The following is a 17668-nucleotide window of genomic DNA, read 5'->3' as shown; positions in this document are numbered from 1 at the left end:
CTTACTTTACCTCTTTCAACAATTCTTCTACAGCAGTTTTAAGCTGCGGATCATCGCCCTTCAAGAATGCTCCATAAGGAAGTGGAACGCGGATATCCGGTTCTACCTGCATATTTTCCGTGGTACGTCCTTCTTTGCCAATGGTGCCAACCATCGGAATACCGAAAACTAAAGTCGGATCAATTTGCGATTCCCACCAAACTGCAGTTCCGGTTCCCGGTACGGGCATTCCCACCAATTTACCTAATCCATTTTGCTTATAGATGTATGGGAAGATATGCGCATCACTGTAGTTTCCTTCGCTCATGACAACGATCGATGGACGTGTCCAGCGCGATGCCGGTTCGCCGCCTTTCACAATATCGCCTTGCGGAGCAAATTGCAAATATTCTTTTCCACTCAAGAAGGTATTCAAATCATCATGTAACCAGCCACCACCGTTAAAACGCGTATCAACAACCAATGCCTTTTTCTCGGCATTTTCGCCCATTGCGCGCTCGTACAGCTCGCGGAAGCTACCATCATTCATACCTTCAATATGCACGTAACCGATTTGGCCATTACTTATTTTGTTCACATATTCCTTGCGGCTATTTACCCAACGGCGGTACATCAAACTGTTTTCTTCACCTTGCGAAATTGGCTTGATATTCTCTGAGAACGCAGTTCCATTCGAGGTTTTACCGCTGATGTTTACATACTGGCCTGATTTCCGATTGAACCATTTTGCCCAATCTTCATTCGCTTTCAGCGGTTTTCCATCTACTTCCGTGATGACCGATCCTTTATCAATCGCAATATTTGCTTTATCTAAAGGTCCGCCAGAAAGCACTTCGCTTACGCGTAATCCGTCGCCGGTATATTGTTCGTCGTATAGCAAACCTAAGCTCGGCGTAACATCTGGATTCGATGGGCGAGGAGAGAAACGACCTCCCGTGTGCGAAGCATTCAATTCGCCCAATAACTCGCTTAACAACTCTTGAAAATCATAATTGTTGTTGATATGTGGCAAGAACTTAGCATAGGTGTATTTATAACCTTTCCAATCCACCCCGTGGATTTTTGGATCGTAAAATTTCTTTTCCACTTGCAACCACGCGTGGTGGAAGATGTATTCGCGCTCCGCAGCTGCGTCCAGGCTAATTTCGCTTCGACTGCTAATAGGCGTTACTTTACCGCTTGCCGCATCTACTTTTACTAAGCCACCGCGATTGGTCATGAACAAACTCTTTCCGTCTTTGCTAATTTCCAATCCGCTCGGAGAACCGCCCAATTTCGCCAAAATCTTCGTTTCGCGCGTGCGAGGTTCCGTTACCCAAAGATCATAACCTTTCTCAAAAGCTGCCAAATAGAACAGCTTGCTGGCATCTTTGTTCAATACGTAATCGCTGATCGACGAACTATTGATCGTTAGGCGTACCGTACGATTGCGCAAATTCTCGATGTTCGGTACAAATTCTGCTTTTGCTTCCTTTTTCTTGGTAGAATCTTGCTTTTCGCGTTCTTCCAATAGTTGGAATTCATCCTTGTTTAGTTGAAAACGATCATAAGCTTCCTGATCGAAGAACGCGGCGAAAACATCCACTTCGCGACTACCTTGATAAGCCAACGATTTGCGACCATAACGGCTGCTCACCCAAGTCATCACTTTTCCATCTGCCGACCATTTTGCTCGGCCATCGCCAAATCCGCTTTGTATAGGATGGCGCAGTTCGCCGCTACCATCCGCTTTTACCAAAGCCGTATTTCCACTCATGAAAAATCCGCGTTGATCATCTACGAACAACCAACGGCTATCCGGACTCCAATTAAATCCCCAATCACCATCCGAATAGGAGTGATTGCGTCCTTTCGGAAGAATGGTTACCGCTTTTCCGCCGCCGATCGGCATCACTTTCAGGATGTTGCGATCTTCAATGAATGCAATGGATTTTCCGTCAGGAGAAATTTTCGGAGCGAAATTGTTGTTGCTGTTTACTAAAACGGGCGTTTCTTTCAATAAGCTGGCATTGAAAAAATAGGATTCGCCTGATTTGGCAATCTCCGTTTTGTAAATGCCCCAACCTGTGCTGTCGCGTTCCGCGGCATAGATAATCGATTTGCTGTCTGGAGCCCAATTCAGCATGCGTTCTTGCCCGGATGTTTCCGTAATTCTTTTCGTAAAATCTCCTTCTACGCTTGTGACGAATAATTCGCCGCGCGTGATGTAGGCAATTTGTTTACCATCCGGACTCAATTCAAATTCGCGAATATCTCCGCTTAGCGGCAGATTCTTGACATCCGGAAGGCCCGAATCGGTGTTTATAAGTACGCTTAATTTCTTGGGTGATCCACCTTCGGTCAAGGTGTAAATCGATCCGTCTTGCGTGAAAGCCAACGTATTATTATTCGAAACGCTTAAATGGCGCACCGGATTTTTTGTAAATGTTGTCAGCTGATTATTCGCACCGTTCGCTTGCGTACCTTTTTTGTAAACGTTTAAGGTGCCATCTTTTTCAGATAGGTAGAAAACTGATTTGCCATCTATAGCAAATACCGGTTCGCGGTGCTCAATTTCTTCGTTGGTCAACGCTAAATAATTATTCTTATCCAAATCATAGATCCAAACATCACGCGTTACCGACGAGGTATGATGCTTTCGCCAAGGATCTTCATAACCCTTGCGATCTTGAAAAACTAGTTGTTTTCCGTTTGGACTTACTTTCGCATGATCCATTCCGGCAGCGGAAATCAGCTTCGCACGTCCACCGTTTACGGGAACTTGATACACATTTTGGAACAAGCGAATACTTGGAAAGCGAACGCTAGCTGCAGGCGCTTGTCGCGCACTTCCGAAGAAAACGGAGCCATTATCTGTTGTGAAATCATACGGGTAATCGTCGGCGCTATTATACGTTAAGCGAGTAGCTTGGCCGCCATTCGCAGGCATTACAAATACATCAAAATTGCCATGGCGATTGTTCGCGAAAGCGATCGATTTGCCATCGCGACTCCAAATTGGCATCATGCTGTGCGATTCGCCAACCGTTAATGGTGTGGCATTCCCTCCGGTTGATGCAACTTTATATAAATTGCCTTGATAACCAAAAACGATGGATGTTCCGTCGGGAGAAATGGATGGATAGCGAAGCCATAAAGCTTCTTGTGCAGAAAGCGCCGCAGGCAAAGACAGGCAAGCCACGAGCGCGAGCTTTCTAAATGAAAAATATTTACGCATAAATGGTGTTAATAAGGTATTAGAAGTTAAAAGTAAGCATTTAGTAGTTAGATGCGCGTATTTAGATGTAAGATATTCGAATTTAGATTGTAGAATTGTCGAGCATTTTTCCAAAAGATGTTTTCCAGTGTATCTTCTGAGAAATGTTCTCGGATTAAGTGAATGTCAGCTTCCGAAAACGGCGTTTTGGCGCGCGTTGACGGTAAATCCGTACCGAACATTAATGCTTGGGGATTGACATCGTAGATTGTTTTCATGATAGGAATCGGGTCAAAATTGATTCGACCAAAGCCAGTCGCTTTCACTTTTACACCACGTTCCACCCAATAAAGTAATTCTTTTAACCCGACATCCGTCAATCCCAAATGATCAATGGAAAACTTAGGAAGCGTTTCGAGCAGCGGTTTCAGCGAAGCAAGGTCTTTGCTGTCTACGTACAATTCCGTATGCCAGCCGAATCGGTCGTACAATTTGTTGGATAAAGTTTGCATGAACTCCACTTTTTCAGATCCGCCACGTTTAATATTAAATCGAACAGCAACGACGCCAGCTTGGTTTAGGCGATCCAATTCTTCGTCGCTCATGCTGTTCGGGATATTGGCAACGCCGACAAAACCATTTCCCAATACATTCAAAGCATGAATAAGATATTCCTGATCGAACGCTTGGAATGATCCCGAAACAATAGCACCTTCATTGATATTTAACTTTTTCGCTAGGCTTTGGTAATCTTCGGCGGTAAATTCTGGTGGAAGATAACCGTCGTTTGGAACTAATGGGAATTTAGGATCTATAATATGAAAATGAGCATCGAATATGGACATGTTTTCGAAGGTTTAATATACGAAGGTATCAATATAGTAAAATTCGAACAATGATTATTTATTGCGTTTTATCCAATAATTGATGGTAAAATCTAAATTTTCTTTCGATCTCAAAACCGAAATATTGATAAAGTTGTTGTAACTTCATCTAAATTAATCACCTATGAAAACTATTGTAACACTCTTTAGTGCGATTATGTGTTTCGCATTATGTACCAGTTCTTCGTTTGCTCAGCAAAATGAGAATCGCACAAAAATTCAAATGACCATTTCATTCGAAGGCAAGGAAATTGTCGCGGATTTGACCTCGTTAAGTACATCGTTTTCGAGAAATTTAGAACCTACAAAACCAACTGGTGCAGATTCAGTGGCTCTAGCTACTCCTGCGTATGATGGTGCTTCGCTGTACATTTCCATCAATGCTTTGAAAGTAACCGACGATCTGTTGCGTGTGTTAGCGAAGAAATCGAATCGCTTCGACGGAACAATTACTGTGATTGACTCCTTCGGCAGAAATGCTACACAAACCATCACGTTTAAGAAAGCGGCCGTGTACAGTTTTAGTCAGCAAGCCTCGAATTACGGCGAAGGTTATGGCGATTCTGGCATTGCTTTATCTTGCGATGAGGTAGCTATCAACGGAATTTCCATTGAGAAATAGATCATGGCATTTAATAATTGGACGAATACAAAATGGGTGATTTCGGAAGATGAAGTGACCATTTTCCCGTTCCGAATAAGCAAATTGCTTGCTTTTATCTTTGGCGGATTGGCAATATTGTTATGCGCTGCGTTTTGGTTTATTGAGCATACTTCGTTCGAAGTCATTCTTCCAATTGTTGCGCCTATACTGTTTATTGCCGGATTAATTTGGATGAGTGGTAACAGCAGTGCCATTTTCGATAACAAAAAAGGGGTTTTCAAACGAAAGCTGTTTAACATTCTACCAGTTAGCACGATTCCATTCAGTAAGTTGCATGCGGTAAATGTCGTTAACCAAACCTTGGGAGGTTATAGTTATAAGTTATTTCGGAAAAATGCACGATATGGAAAAGGAATCACCATTTCGAGCGGCTACAGCAACAACAATGATGCAAATGCAACAGCTTTTGTCAACGATGTCATCCCACGCATTCATGCTTTTTTAGATCAGCATGATCCGCAAGGACCGGATAAGCCAGCTGATATTGAGCATTTCAAGTATTTCAAAGAGGAAGATGGGGTTTATGTAGTGAGAAATGGTAAAGTCAGCAACCTAATTTATGCGCTGGTGTTTATCGGCTTATCAATTTTTCTAGCAACTTTGATTGAAGAAAAAACCACCGGCGTGTGGATTGGGCAAGGATTTTTTCTGATTATGACGATCGTGTTTGCCAACAATGCATTTACACATTTCATATTCGATCCTGATGCTGGAACCGTTAAAAAGAAAGCGTTATTTGCCTTTCTAAATAAAGAATTCGACTACAAGAGTTATATCGGTGTACAAACCGTTCGACATTCGACGAATGGCATTTATTCGCGCACATCAGTCAATCTCAACTTCTTGAGTTCCGACAAAAGCAAAAGTGCACAAGAGGTGGAAGTGGCATCATTCTATCGAGTCAGCAAAGTGGAACGTTTTATGCAAGAGTATCAGCAAATAATGCGTTTGAATTTAGGAAATTCGTAGCAACAAAATGTAAAATTACGGCCGATACGGCCGTAATTTTTTTTGCCCTTGGAATTCGAAGGTCTACGATATAATTTGAGGATATATGTTAAAAATATACCCTTCGGAAATTCTCTCTATCGTGTATTTAACATCAATTTTGTAGCTGTGTAGTTATAATGTAGACAATAAAAGGTTGTTCATAATAGTATATTTATGCACTTTTGTTTTCGAGAACAAATTAAACAAGTGAGAGAAAATACCTATTATTCATGGCAGAACTAAATTCTTTATATGTACGTCTCCCGATTTCAAAAGAACAATTACAGATATTTTTCGACGAAAAACCCAGCATAGTCGAGGTAAATGAGGAATGGTCTTGCTGGTGGAAGAGTCGCCGAATGCATAGTGGGATTTTGCTAAAACAAGTTTCATTCTATCCTGTTTCTAGCAATCGTGCTATTATTGATTTTTTCCTTGCAGAAAGCGGTGCTGGTGCTCGCGAATTTTACGACGAAGCAAATCAAGAATGGGTGTTTGTAATCATTTTCTTTTCTGAGAATTATAGCGAAATATTACCAATGCTCGCTTTACTAGCCGGGGCAGCGCCATTTATTTCGGAAGGTAGAAGCGGGAACGCGATCATTTATGATTTTTACTGGGGCGGAACAGGAGTGATGGCATTTATAGATTTTGTGGATCAAGATTATGCTATCAGATCGTATCAAAATATCACAGAATTACCAGAGGAGATATCGCTAAGAATAACGCAAACGCTGGAAGAAACGGTAGGGTTATTTAGTGAAAATAATTAGTGCAATTTTTTTTTCTTCGGTGCTATTCGAATGCTTGATGTAAAACTACACATTGCTCGAAGACAGAAGAGATCCAGAAACAAATAGGGCTGAATTGTTGGTTTTCACATGGATAATTCTTATATTAAAATCTGTACGAATCGGAAACCTTAGCTTATAATTTTTGAATAGCAATTACAACTTAGATCAAATTACGGAACAGGAATCTTCGCGGGATTTAGCTCTAACTACGACACATCGAGTTACTCAACCATTTGCTCACATTGGTATATGGATGATATTGATCTTTTCGCTTGCATGGATCGTTGTGTACGGAAGAGAAAATTCTGCAATCATTGAATGGTATTATTATTCGATGAGTAAGCCAATATTCTTATTATTGATTGCTGCGAAATTAATTATAAGCTTCTGGGTTGCCTTCAAACTTTCTTACGGCGTTTTGGAAATTCAAGTGGACAACGGTGGTGTAAGTTGGCATTGGAAAAAGCCTTGCATGTTTAAAAATTCAGAGGATGGATCATTCGATTGGGGTGATATACGTTTTTATCAATCCGTACATGGACGCGGGGGATATGGTTTCACATTAACAACATTTGATCGTCGTATTTTTACATTTAGTGTTTCGGCGTTCATTCCAAAATCCCAACACCATCAGTTTGAGGAAAATTTCTTGCTAAAACTAGAAGAACTGAACAATATAGAGAAGCGTCAAGGTCAACCATTAATAGAAGTTGGGAATGATTTTTTGAACGGAATATAGCTCTTATTGTAGCTTATGTGGTTACTATTTTAGCGGCAGTTTACGCAGTTCTATCTATTTTAGTTTTTCAGGATATCCCAGCTATCCTTCATATTGGCGTTTTTGTCGCTACATATTGGTTCCTCGGATCTGTTATTGGCGCGCGCAAAAAAATGAAAGAAGCATTAGCGGCAAAAGAAAAACATTCCGATAGCGATCAACAAAATAATTCCGAACAACTCGAAAGCACTTAAAAACAAAGGCCAATTCCCATGTATTTCATGTTGAATTAAATAAAAAAATAACGCGAAAATTTCATCTTGGCAAGGATGAGGATTCAGTGGATTTCATGAATAAATAATTGGCTCAATACGTTAGATGGAATTAATTTTCCGAATCACTTTCCTGTAGATGTATAATTTTATTGATAATTAAATTCCTTGTGATTAAAAATTATAATTCATTAATAATCGATTAACAATTTAGTTATACTGGCATCTGAAATTTGGAAGCGAACCGATCAATTGATTCGAGCCCACATGGAGGATATTATTTCTAGTGCCAATTTTGAGGAGTTATACGCACAGCACGCAAATACATTATTGAATGTTGCAATTAGCAAAGTAGGAGATAAGGATGTAGCGATGGATTTAGTGCAAGACTTATTTGTTGACCTTTGGCAACGTAAAGGCCATATCAACATCCAATCAAACGTACAGAATTATCTGATTTCAGCACTTTATCGAAAAGTTTTTCTTCATTTTCGGAAATCTGGATTGAGTCAAAAACATTTAGATCATTATACGGTGCTTCAGTCGCTTCAAAGTGAGATGCAAGGATTTGATCAAGCTAATGCATTTGAGCATGCTTATTCCGATATGATGGAACAAATCGATCATTCCGTAGACCAAATGCCTTCCCGTATGCGCGCGGTCTTCGAATTGAAATATTATAAATCCTACTCCAACCAACAGATTGCGGATATGTTGGAGATATCCAATCAGACGGTTAAAAATCAACTGACAAATTCTTTGGATTACTTGCGCAAAGAGATGACGGGGAAGCACGTCCAAGAAACACTGTTTATGCTCCCCATTGTGGCCTTTTTCCTTCAAAACTAACTCATATTGCGTTAAGCTAAACTTCATGTTTTCTTAACAACGAAAAGATAGTACGATCTACCACTTCCGGCAACTACCTAGTATATGTCGGAAGAAAAAAAGGGATTACAAGAACTTATCCAAGCGTATTCGGAAGGGCGATGCACGCCGGAAGAAATTGTTCAACTCAAAGAATGGTTAAAGTCGGTACGCGTCTCAGAAGAACGTGCTTCGAAGGACGATATCAAGTTATTAAAACAACGCATTGATGAGCGAATTGGCAGCAAGCAAACCAAGCTTCGGTCACTACAGATATATCGAATCGCTGCCATCGCAGCTTCCATGGTTTTGTGCTTGGGAATTTCGATGTATTTCTATTCGAATTCGTTTAAGCAGCGTGATCTGCTTGTCGAGGGAATAGCGAACGTTGTCATACCAGAAGCGGTTAGTAGACTACAGGTTTACGCCAATCATGGTAACCAGAAACGATCTATTTTACTTTCCGACGGAACGAAAATCACATTAATGCCGAATGCTACCGTTCATTTGGTGGACGGATTCGACCGAAAGCGCCGAAATGTTTATCTAAAAGGTAAAGCGCGTTTCGATGTATTCAAAGATAAAAATCGTCCATTCTCCGTCATCACGGGAGAATACCATACCACAGCACTCGGAACCGTATTTTGGGTGGATCATTCTTCCGATAAACATCAACCGAGCGTCAAACTCCTTTCCGGTAAGGTCGCTATAAGCAAGAAAACAAGGAAATCGCCAGCGGTCATCTTAGCAACATTAAATCCGGGCGATATCTGGAAAAATGGATCTCAAATCTCGGCGATTTCTAACATGCCTAAGGAAGTTTCTAAAGAAAGTAAACCCGAAATTTTCACTTTAGAAGCTGGTATTTTGGCTTTTCATCACACACCGTTGGAAGAAGTTTTTGAGCGATTGTCGCAAAACTTCGATGTTCAATTTGATTGTACCAATGCTGATCTGAAAGGCATGAATTTCTACGGAAACTACGATTCCAAAACACCGCTATCCACCATCATTCATCATATTATGCTGACGCATCAATTATCCATTGAAAAATCGGACGATGACTCATCGTACATCGTTTCTAAAAAATCTATCAACCCCAAAAATGACTAATTCTTACAAACCAATGTTTACAACACCCAAACAGCTATGGGTTCAAAGGATCGGACTCGTAGCACTACTTTTATCCTTTGTTTTCGTCCTTGGTGCGAAAGCTCAACAACGAACAGGGGAATTAATCGTCCTCGTTCAAAATCATGAGAACAATGCGATTCCAGATGCAACCGTGCGTTTGCACAATCCAACATTAAATTTGGAAAAATTAGGATCGTCGGACGCAGACGGACGTGTTATTTTCGAGAATTTACCTGCTGATAGCAATTATTGTGTGAAAGTAAGTTACGTCGGAATGCTGTCGAAAGAAGAATGTTCTTTCATTATTTCCGGCGGGCAACGCAGCAGTGCTATCATCGTTCTGAAAGATCCTGCTCTGAATGAAATGGATCAGGTTGTCGTAACCGCGATTGGGATTAAACAACAAAAACGTAAGCTTGGCTACGCAACCCAAGAAGTAAACACAGAAGTGTTAAACGAATCGAAAACGATGAATATCGGTAATGCCTTGACAGGGCAGGTTGCTGGTTTGAACGTGAATAATAAAACCGGAATTTTTCAAGCACCAACATTTAATTTACGTGGTCGTAGTCCACTTATCGTGGTCGACGGAGTTCCGGTTGAATCAGATTTATTTGATATTCCAGCACAGCATATTGAGAACGTGAACGTGCTAAAGGGAACCGCCGCATCCGTGCTTTATGGTTTTAGAGGTAGAAACGGCGCGATCATGATCACTACAAAGAATGCGAAAAAAGAAGGATTAGAAATCAGCATCGGAACAACTAATATGATGTCGGCCGGATTTACTGTATTTCCGGAATCGCAAAGTGAATTTGGTAGCGGGTCAAATGGTAAATACGAATTCTGGGATGGCGCTGATGGTGGTATTTCGGATGGCGACATGACGTGGGGACCAAAATTGAATACCGGAATTCTTGTTCCACAGTGGAACAGCCCTATTCGCGATCGCCAAACAGGAGAAGTTATTCCTTGGTGGGGTGATGTGAGTGGTACTATTTATAACGATAAATCAAGGTACGAACGGGTGCCAACGGAATGGCGCTCGTACGATAACTTGCGTGATTTCTTAGGTAGAGGAATTGTTACGGAGAACAACTTTACCTTGTCGCATAAATCGGAAAAGTTGAGTTTGTTTACTTCTGGTAAATATGCTTTCCAAAAAGGGCAGGTACCAAATACTTCCTTACATTCTGGTGGTGTAAACATCAATAGTAATTACCGTTTTACATCGAATTTGAATCTCGATATTAATTTCTCCTACAATAAAGTGAAATCGCCGAACTATCCACGCTATGGATACGGCCCGAGAAATCACATGTACACGATTTTGTTGTGGATGGGGAATGATGTGAATGGAAATGATTTAGCAAATCATTATTACATTCCTGGTCAAGAAGGTTACCGTCAGGCCAATTACAATTATGCTTGGTACAACAATCCGTACTTTGCTGCTAATGAATTAAACCAAGTTTTCGACCAAAATGTCGTACATGCGCAATCGAGATTGAATTGGCAAGTTTCCTCTAAATTCAATTTACAAGGACGTATCGCAGCGCGCCAACGCTCCATCTTCGAAGATATGCAAAGTCCGAAGTCGTATATGAATTACGGTGATTCTAGAAATGGCGATTACAAAATGTGGAACAAGGATCAGTTGAACTTCGATGCGGATTTATTGGCTACATATACGGATCAATTTGGCGATAACTTGGGGTTAAATATTAATGCTGGAGCATCGACATTCAAACGTACGTATTCTGAAATTTATCAATCAACCGATGGATTGGTCGTGCCTTTTGTGTACAACCTAGGAAATACACAAGGTCCAGTTAAAGCAACCAATTCCAACTTAACTTCGGTTACGCGAAGTGCATATGCGTCCGTTAATTTCGACATCTTCAAATCCACTTACTTGAATTTTGCTGGTAGAAATGATTGGTCTTCGACTTTATCTGCGGAGAATAATTCGTATTTCTATCCTTCAGCATCCTTCAGTACGATTTTGTCGGATTATATCGCGATGCCACGTTCGGTCGACTATCTAAAGGTTTATTCGTCTTGGGCTTCTGTATCCTCAGCGCTTGATCCATACAACATTCGCTCGGTATACAACAAAGGGTTAACCTACGGATCCATCCCTTCTGTAACTTATCCTAGCGGAATCGTCAACCCAAATATTCTTCCTGAAAAATCAGAAACTTGGGAAATGGGAGTTGCTTTTGCATTCTTGAAAAATCGGTTGAATATGGATGTGACATACTATAATATGCGTGATCAGAACCAAATCATTCAATTGGAAAACTCAGATGCATCGGGCTTTTCTACGCGTCGCGTAAATGGAAATGTATATCGCACAAGAGGTTTGGAAGTGATGTTAGGTGCGCGTATTATAGAAAATGATAATTTCTCATGGCGCACGGCAGTTAATTGGACGCGCTCAATTCGCCGTCTGGAATCTATTTACAATAACCAAACGCGTTTTGGAAATTTATATCAAGGCGATCGCGCGGATGCTTACTACGATCAGGTTTGGCAGAAGAATGCGGACGGTGATTTGATCTTAAATCCAACGACAGGAATGCCAATCCGTGATCCATTCCCACGTTACTTAGGTTATTTCAATCCAGATTGGCAATTCGGTTTTAGTAATACGTTCAATGTAAAAGGTTTCCGCGTTCAAATGGATATCGACGGATCGATTGGTGGTGTAATGCGTTCGCAAACGATCGAGAAAATGTGGTGGGGAGGAAAACATCCATCATCAACCATGTATCGTCAAGAAGAATATGACGCTGGGCAAAATATCTATGTGCCGAAAGGCGTTGTCGTGACCGGCGGCGAAGTAGCTTATGATGTGCAAGGAAATATCACCAGCGATACGCGGACTTACGCGCCATTCACAGATGCTGTTAGCTGGCAAACTTGGTCGCAGATTTATCCGTATCAAGCGCGAGTTACCGAGAATGAAAACAGCACATTCGCAAACGTGTACGATCGTTCATTCGTAAAATTAAGACGTTTATCTGTTGGATATGACGTGAATAAGGTGCTGAAATCTACAAAGGTAAAATCGCTTGAAGCTTCTGTATTCGGAATGAATCTAGCGATGTGGAAGAATATTCCTTACATCGATCCAGATTTTGGAATCGGTAATGACGATAATTTACAGGATCCATCCACACGCTATGTAGGATTCTCCTTAAATGTAACTTTCTAATTCAGCTTGATATGAAATGTCTTGATTGCAAACAACGGAGCTTGCGAACTCACTGAAGATCATTGGGACATTCCATAAGACCATTAACAGATAAATTTTTAAATATGACCACTTTCAAATATAAATTGATTTTCGGAGCGATGATTCTTTTGGGAATGATGAGCGCTTGCGAGAAACTAACTGATATAAACATTGATCCTAATAATGCGGGTACTACACATCCGCAAGCATTGTTGACCAACGTAGAATGGAGTGCTTTCAACGCTTGGCGCGGAACATCGCCTTTATATACGCAAAAAATGATCGTCCAAACAGACGGCGAAAACGCAAACCAAATTTACAATTGGCAGCGTGGTAGCTTTGATCAATACGGCAACCTTCGTAATGTGACCAAAATGATCGACGAAGCGACCAAAATCAATGAACCAACATACTTAGCTTTAGGGAAGTTTTTCCGTGCGTATTATTTCTATAATTTAACCTTGACTTTTGGTGATATTCCTTACAGCGAGGCGTTGAAAGGAGAATCGGATGGTATTTATCTTCCGAAATATGACGAGCAGAAATCCGTTTTCCAAGGCGTGATGCGTGAGCTGCAAGAAGCAGATTCGTTGCTCGCGAATAACGCGGATATCATTCAAGGAGATATTATTTTCGCTGGAAATGCCGAAAAATGGCGTAAAGCGGTGAATGCTTTTCGACTGAAAGTATTAATGACGTTATCCAAACGTACTTCCGAAAGTGATTTAGCAATTACGCAAGAATTTGCACAGATTGTCGCCGATAAGCCGATTCTACAATCGGACGCGGATGATGCTCAATTGGTGTATTTAGATCAGCAAGATAACCGTTATCCGGAATTCAATTCCAGTGGTTACGGATCCGGGATGTATATGGATTCCACGTTCATCCGTCGATTACAAGATCATAACGATCCGCGATTGTTTGCCATTGCTTCACAAACGAGATTAGGACGCGAAGCAGGGAAGCCGTTGGATGATTTTTCGGCGTATGAAGGTGGTGATCCGATTGTGCCTTACGCGCAAGTAAATAATAAAGCTATTGCTGGTCGGCTTTCCAAAGTACACGACCGATATACAACCGATCCAACCTGTGAACCGATGGTGTTAATTGGTTATGCCGAACAACAATTTATCTTGGCAGAAGCTATGGTACGCGGGTGGATTTCGGGAGATGATGTTGCAACGTACGAATCTGGTGTACGTGCAGGATTGAATTTCTACGCGAAATATGCAAAGAATATGGGATCCTATTTCAATGCAGAAAAGATTGATGCGTATTTGCAACAGCAAAATGTTAATTTAGCAAGCAGTAGCAATGCTGATGAACGTATCGCGAAAATTATGATGCAAAAATATTTACGTTCATTCCACCAAGGCGGTTACTCCAGCTATTTTGATCACTTACGTACCGGATATCCAACATTGCGCAAAGCGTCCAATGTGCGTACAGCATATCGCTGGATGTATCCGCAAAAAGAGTATAACCAAAATACGGCGCATGTAGAGGAAGCGATCAAACGTCAGTTTGGTGGCAACGATGTGATACAACAAGCAACTTGGTGGGTAAAATAAACCGAAATTAATTGGAATAGGATGGATAGCAGAAGATCATTTTTAAAGAAAGCCGCTTTATTAGGTGGTGCAGCGGCCACTTATCAATTGATGCCGGAGTCCATAGCGCGTGCGTTAGCTATTGAGGCGGAAAAGGGAAGCACATATTTGGATGCGGAACATATTGTTTTTCTGATGCAAGAAAATCGCTCCTTCGATCACTGTTTTGGAACATTGCGCGGCGTGCGAGGATTTAATGATCCTCGCGCGATCAAGCACGCGGATGATTTGCCTATTTGGATCCAAAAAAATACGAATAACGAAGCGTTCGGCCCATTTCGATTGGATATAGAACGTACGAAAGCCACGTGGATGGGCTCTTTGCCACACAGTTGGAAAGATATGGTGGCGGCGCGGAACGACGGAAAATTGGATACGTGGCTGGAAGCAAAAAAAGCGGGAAATAAAGCGTATCAACATCTTCCGCTGACGATGGGTTATCACACGCGTGAAGATATCCCGTTTTATTACGCCTTTGCAGATGCATTTACGGTTTGCGATCAGCACTTTTGTTCATCATTGACCGGAACAAGCGCAAACCGTTCTTATTTTTGGTCGGGAACGATTCGTGAAAATCCACATGATCCGGAATCTACAGCGCATGTGGATAATGGCCAAATTAATTACAAGGATGTAAGCTGGAAAACGTATCCGGAACGTTTGGAAGAAGCGGGTATTTCGTGGAAGGTGTATCAGAATGAACTTAGTATTCCAGTTGGTTTTGAAGGGGAGGAAGAAGATTGGTTGGCTAATTTCACCAATAACAACTTGGAATTCCATGAGCAATACGGCGTACGTTATCACACAGCACATGGCAAGTGGATGCAAGAAAAGTTAAAGGCATTACAGCTGGAAATTTCTTCTATAAAAGATGCTGATAGCGACGCGTATCACACGCTAAGTGAGCAAATTAAAAAAATCGAAAAGGACATCGAAAAGTTCAGTGCGGAAAACTTCGAAAAATTCACTGATTTCAAGAAAAGCATCCACAAGAAAGCATTTAGAACGAATAGCGATGATCCTGACTACCATACATTGACCACCTTAACGTATACTGAAAATGGTGAATCGAAAACGGTTCAAGTTCCAAAAGGCGATATCTTTCACGAATTCCGAAAAGATGTTGAAGCGGATAATCTGCCTACGGTTTCTTGGTTAACTGCACCTTGTCGTTTTTCGGATCATCCAAGTTCGCCGTGGTTTGGTGCGTGGTATATTTCTGAAACGCTCGACATCTTGACCAAAAATCCAGCGATATGGAAGAAAACAATCTTCATTCTTACTTACGATGAGAATGACGGTTATTTCGATCATATTCCACCATTTGTTCCGGCACATCCAGATCGTCCGTTTACTGGACTAAATCCTGAAGGAATGGATACACGAACGGAATATGTGACCGCCGAACAAGAGCGATTACGCACAAAAAATTTCGAAAGCAATTTGGATAGTCCGATCGGTTTAGGATTTCGCGTGCCGATGGTGGTGGCTTCGCCTTGGAGTAAGGGCGGTTGGGTAAATAGTGAGGTGTTGGATTTGACTTCGAATATTCAGTTTTTAGAGCATTTTATCCAAAAGAAAACAGGAAAGAAGGTGCTCGAAACCAATCTGTCTAGCTGGCGCCGTGCCGTCTGCGGCGATATGACTTCGGTTTTTCGAAAAGCAGGAGATAGCGAACCTGCTCCAGCAGTTGAATTTGTCGACCGCGATGCGGAGGTAGCCAGAATTTACACTGCGCGAACACAAAATCTTCCGAAGGAAGTTGATCCGCTGTCGGACGATTTGTTGCAGAAACTCAGAAGTGATGAAGAAACGACGATTATCCCAAAACAAGAAGCAGGAGTAAAGCCAGCATGCGCGTTGCCTTACGATCTAGATGTTAATCTTCGCGTTGATTCTTCTAGTAAGGAATTGGTAATGGAAATGAATTTTTACGGACGGCTATCAAGGATAAAAACGGAGATTGCTGTGCCGCTGATTGTACGTGCGAAAGGTGATTTCAAATTTAAAAATAATGCGGTCGGTATTTGGAACTTTACGGTTCCTGAGGGAAAAGTGATGAATTACCGATGGCCGCTAAAGGATTTTATTAATGGTCTTTATGATTTGGAAGTTCATGGTCCGAATGGTTTTTACAGAAGATTTTCTGGAAATGCTAATTCGTTAAAAATTAACGAGCCGATCAGCGTAAATTTAAAAGAAGGTAAAACGATTCTAGACATTCAGTTTCCAGAAAACGCTCCAGATTGGAAAGTTAGCAATTTGTCGTACCGGAATGAAGTGATCATTCGAAAGCAAAAGAAAGGAAATTATCTTGAGGTCGATTGCGCAGCGACAAAAGGTTGGTACGATATTCTTATCGAAAGCACGAATGATTCGAACATTCGCTATCAATATGCTGGGCATTTAGAAACGGGAAAAGCTAGCCAAACGGATCCGTTGATGGCGTAACGGCATGCTTATTGGAGAAAAACCGATAAAATCGATCTCGAAATGTTTATGATTTTCGAGATCGATTTTTATTATCGGCGAGTTTTATCTTTCTGCAAGAAACTCGAAATAAAGTAAATCGTCGCGCCCACAAACGGGAAGAAAAGTACCGCTAAAATCCACAAAATCTTTTCGATGCCGGTTTCCCTTTTCAGAATGAGAAAAATTGCGACCGCCACAAAAATAAACGGGATAGCCAAAATAATCGCCAATTCCCAAGAGCTTAAATTGATAAAAGCCGGAAGTAATGTCATGTCCTGAATATACGTAATTACTTGCAATCCGTAGCGGAATATTTTATTGTATAATCTGCCGACTCATCCGTTTCTTCACGTTGCGTATCGGCATTTACCTTCATCGGTTTTTGCGTAAGAACTCCGGTCGGAGGTAGCTTAAAATGAACTTTTAATGAATCTGTCATGCCTTCTTGCATGTACGTCCAGACCGCTGAAATGTGCTCACCATTAATACTTCCTTTCAATGTGCCTTTTCGCTGATCTTTTTCCGCCGGAATCCAGTCCATTTCACCAGAAATAGCATCTTTGTCTATAACCAAATGAACTTTAGTGGTGTCTTGTTTTTTTGTTCCCTCGGTACGATAAAAACAATAATGTCCGTTGTCTAGGTCGTGGCTGGCGACTGAACTCGATGTTGTGTCTGTAGATGTTATTCCGGACTCATCCGTTGTTTTATCAGCACTGTTTTGGCAAGCACCTATACCCAGAGCGAGCGTAATTATTCCTAAGTAAAATTTCATAGTCGTTTATTTGATCATCCAATGAATAGTATGCGCTATAAACACAAG

General features: G+C 41.3%; 14 protein-coding genes. 10 read left to right on the top strand and 4 right to left on the bottom strand.

From position 1 onward, the window contains the following. Position 1: 1 nt before the first annotated feature. Together ACFSQ3_RS10105 and ACFSQ3_RS10100 are read right to left on the bottom strand one after the other, a co-directional pair. Positions 2–3217 (bottom strand): S41 family peptidase, encoded by a 3216-nt coding sequence (locus tag ACFSQ3_RS10105; protein WP_380869425.1) that lies wholly within the window; start codon positions 3215–3217, stop codon positions 2–4. Between the two features lie 47 nt (positions 3218–3264). Next, positions 3265–4041: an amidohydrolase family protein gene (locus ACFSQ3_RS10100; protein WP_380869424.1), complete on the bottom strand. Its 777-nt coding sequence runs from the start codon at positions 4039–4041 to the stop codon at positions 3265–3267. 163 nt (positions 4042–4204) lie between these two features. On the opposite strand from ACFSQ3_RS10100, the gene tssD reads away from it, so the two are divergent. The 10 genes from tssD (at position 4205) to ACFSQ3_RS10050 (ending at position 16824) form a co-directional block, all read left to right on the top strand. Further along, positions 4205–4702 carry a type VI secretion system tube protein TssD gene (gene tssD, locus ACFSQ3_RS10095; RefSeq protein ID WP_380869423.1) on the top strand — a complete coding sequence of 166 codons (498 nt, stop codon included), beginning with the start codon at positions 4205–4207 and terminating at the stop codon, positions 4700–4702. Between the two features lie 3 nt (positions 4703–4705). Next, positions 4706–5713, top strand: coding sequence for a hypothetical protein (locus ACFSQ3_RS10090; protein ID WP_380869422.1), 1008 nt, complete (start codon positions 4706–4708; stop codon positions 5711–5713). 251 nt (positions 5714–5964) lie between these two features. After that, positions 5965–6507 carry a hypothetical protein gene (locus ACFSQ3_RS10085; protein WP_380869421.1) on the top strand — a complete coding sequence of 181 codons (543 nt, stop codon included), beginning with the start codon at positions 5965–5967 and terminating at the stop codon, positions 6505–6507. 163 nt (positions 6508–6670) lie between these two features. Further along, positions 6671–7267: a hypothetical protein gene (locus tag ACFSQ3_RS10080; protein WP_380869420.1), complete on the top strand. Its 597-nt coding sequence runs from the start codon at positions 6671–6673 to the stop codon at positions 7265–7267. A gap of 17 nt (positions 7268–7284) precedes the next feature. Beyond that, positions 7285–7500 (top strand): hypothetical protein, encoded by a 216-nt coding sequence (locus ACFSQ3_RS10075; protein ID WP_380869419.1) that lies wholly within the window; start codon positions 7285–7287, stop codon positions 7498–7500. Positions 7501–7785: 285 nt separating this feature from the next. Further along, positions 7786–8367 carry a sigma-70 family RNA polymerase sigma factor gene (locus ACFSQ3_RS10070; protein ID WP_380869418.1) on the top strand — a complete coding sequence of 194 codons (582 nt, stop codon included), beginning with the start codon at positions 7786–7788 and terminating at the stop codon, positions 8365–8367. A gap of 84 nt (positions 8368–8451) precedes the next feature. Beyond that, on the top strand, positions 8452–9498 hold the full coding sequence (locus ACFSQ3_RS10065) for a FecR family protein (protein WP_380869417.1): 1047 nt from the start codon (positions 8452–8454) through the stop codon (positions 9496–9498). A 13-nt stretch (positions 9499–9511) separates the two neighbouring features. After that, on the top strand, positions 9512–12739 hold the full coding sequence (locus tag ACFSQ3_RS10060) for a SusC/RagA family TonB-linked outer membrane protein (protein ID WP_380869416.1): 3228 nt from the start codon (positions 9512–9514) through the stop codon (positions 12737–12739). Between the two features lie 104 nt (positions 12740–12843). Next, a complete protein-coding gene (locus ACFSQ3_RS10055; protein WP_380869415.1) occupies positions 12844–14334 on the top strand; it encodes a SusD/RagB family nutrient-binding outer membrane lipoprotein in 1491 nt (496 codons plus the stop codon). Between the two features lie 21 nt (positions 14335–14355). Then, positions 14356–16824 (top strand): phosphocholine-specific phospholipase C, encoded by a 2469-nt coding sequence (locus ACFSQ3_RS10050; protein ID WP_380869414.1) that lies wholly within the window; start codon positions 14356–14358, stop codon positions 16822–16824. Positions 16825–16895: 71 nt separating this feature from the next. Here ACFSQ3_RS10050 and ACFSQ3_RS10045 read toward each other — a convergent pair whose 3' ends face one another. Beyond that, positions 16896–17117 (bottom strand): PLDc N-terminal domain-containing protein, encoded by a 222-nt coding sequence (locus ACFSQ3_RS10045; RefSeq protein WP_380869413.1) that lies wholly within the window; start codon positions 17115–17117, stop codon positions 16896–16898. 17 nt (positions 17118–17134) lie between these two features. Continuing rightward, positions 17135–17620 carry a hypothetical protein gene (locus ACFSQ3_RS10040; RefSeq protein ID WP_380869412.1) on the bottom strand — a complete coding sequence of 162 codons (486 nt, stop codon included), beginning with the start codon at positions 17618–17620 and terminating at the stop codon, positions 17135–17137. Between the last annotated feature and the right edge of the window lie 48 nt (positions 17621–17668).

The organism is Sphingobacterium corticis (genome assembly GCF_042684745.1).
Classification (GTDB): Bacteria; Bacteroidota; Bacteroidia; order Sphingobacteriales; family Sphingobacteriaceae; genus Sphingobacterium; species Sphingobacterium corticis.
The sequence above is the reverse complement of the archived record's forward strand: the minus strand, read 5'-3'. Positions and strand labels throughout refer to the sequence as shown.

Bases quoted from the DNA above. Each gene is read 5' to 3' on its own strand.
- ACFSQ3_RS10090 (WP_380869422.1), top strand. From the start codon at position 4,706: ATGGCATTTAATAATTGGACGAATACAAAATGGGTGATTTCGGAAGAT.
- ACFSQ3_RS10085 (WP_380869421.1), top strand. From the start codon at position 5,965: ATGGCAGAACTAAATTCTTTATATGTACGTCTCCCGATTTCAAAAGAA.
- ACFSQ3_RS10060 (WP_380869416.1), top strand. From the start codon at position 9,512: ATGTTTACAACACCCAAACAGCTATGGGTTCAAAGGATCGGACTCGTA.
- tssD (WP_380869423.1), top strand. From the start codon at position 4,205: ATGAAAACTATTGTAACACTCTTTAGTGCGATTATGTGTTTCGCATTA.
- ACFSQ3_RS10055 (WP_380869415.1), top strand. From the start codon at position 12,844: ATGACCACTTTCAAATATAAATTGATTTTCGGAGCGATGATTCTTTTG.
- ACFSQ3_RS10040 (WP_380869412.1), bottom strand. From the start codon at position 17,620: ATGAAATTTTACTTAGGAATAATTACGCTCGCTCTGGGTATAGGTGCT.
- ACFSQ3_RS10065 (WP_380869417.1), top strand. From the start codon at position 8,452: ATGTCGGAAGAAAAAAAGGGATTACAAGAACTTATCCAAGCGTATTCG.
- ACFSQ3_RS10105 (WP_380869425.1), bottom strand. From the start codon at position 3,217: ATGCGTAAATATTTTTCATTTAGAAAGCTCGCGCTCGTGGCTTGCCTG.
- ACFSQ3_RS10100 (WP_380869424.1), bottom strand. From the start codon at position 4,041: ATGTCCATATTCGATGCTCATTTTCATATTATAGATCCTAAATTCCCA.
- ACFSQ3_RS10050 (WP_380869414.1), top strand. From the start codon at position 14,356: ATGGATAGCAGAAGATCATTTTTAAAGAAAGCCGCTTTATTAGGTGGT.
- ACFSQ3_RS10045 (WP_380869413.1), bottom strand. From the start codon at position 17,117: ATGACATTACTTCCGGCTTTTATCAATTTAAGCTCTTGGGAATTGGCG.
- ACFSQ3_RS10070 (WP_380869418.1), top strand. From the start codon at position 7,786: ATGGAGGATATTATTTCTAGTGCCAATTTTGAGGAGTTATACGCACAG.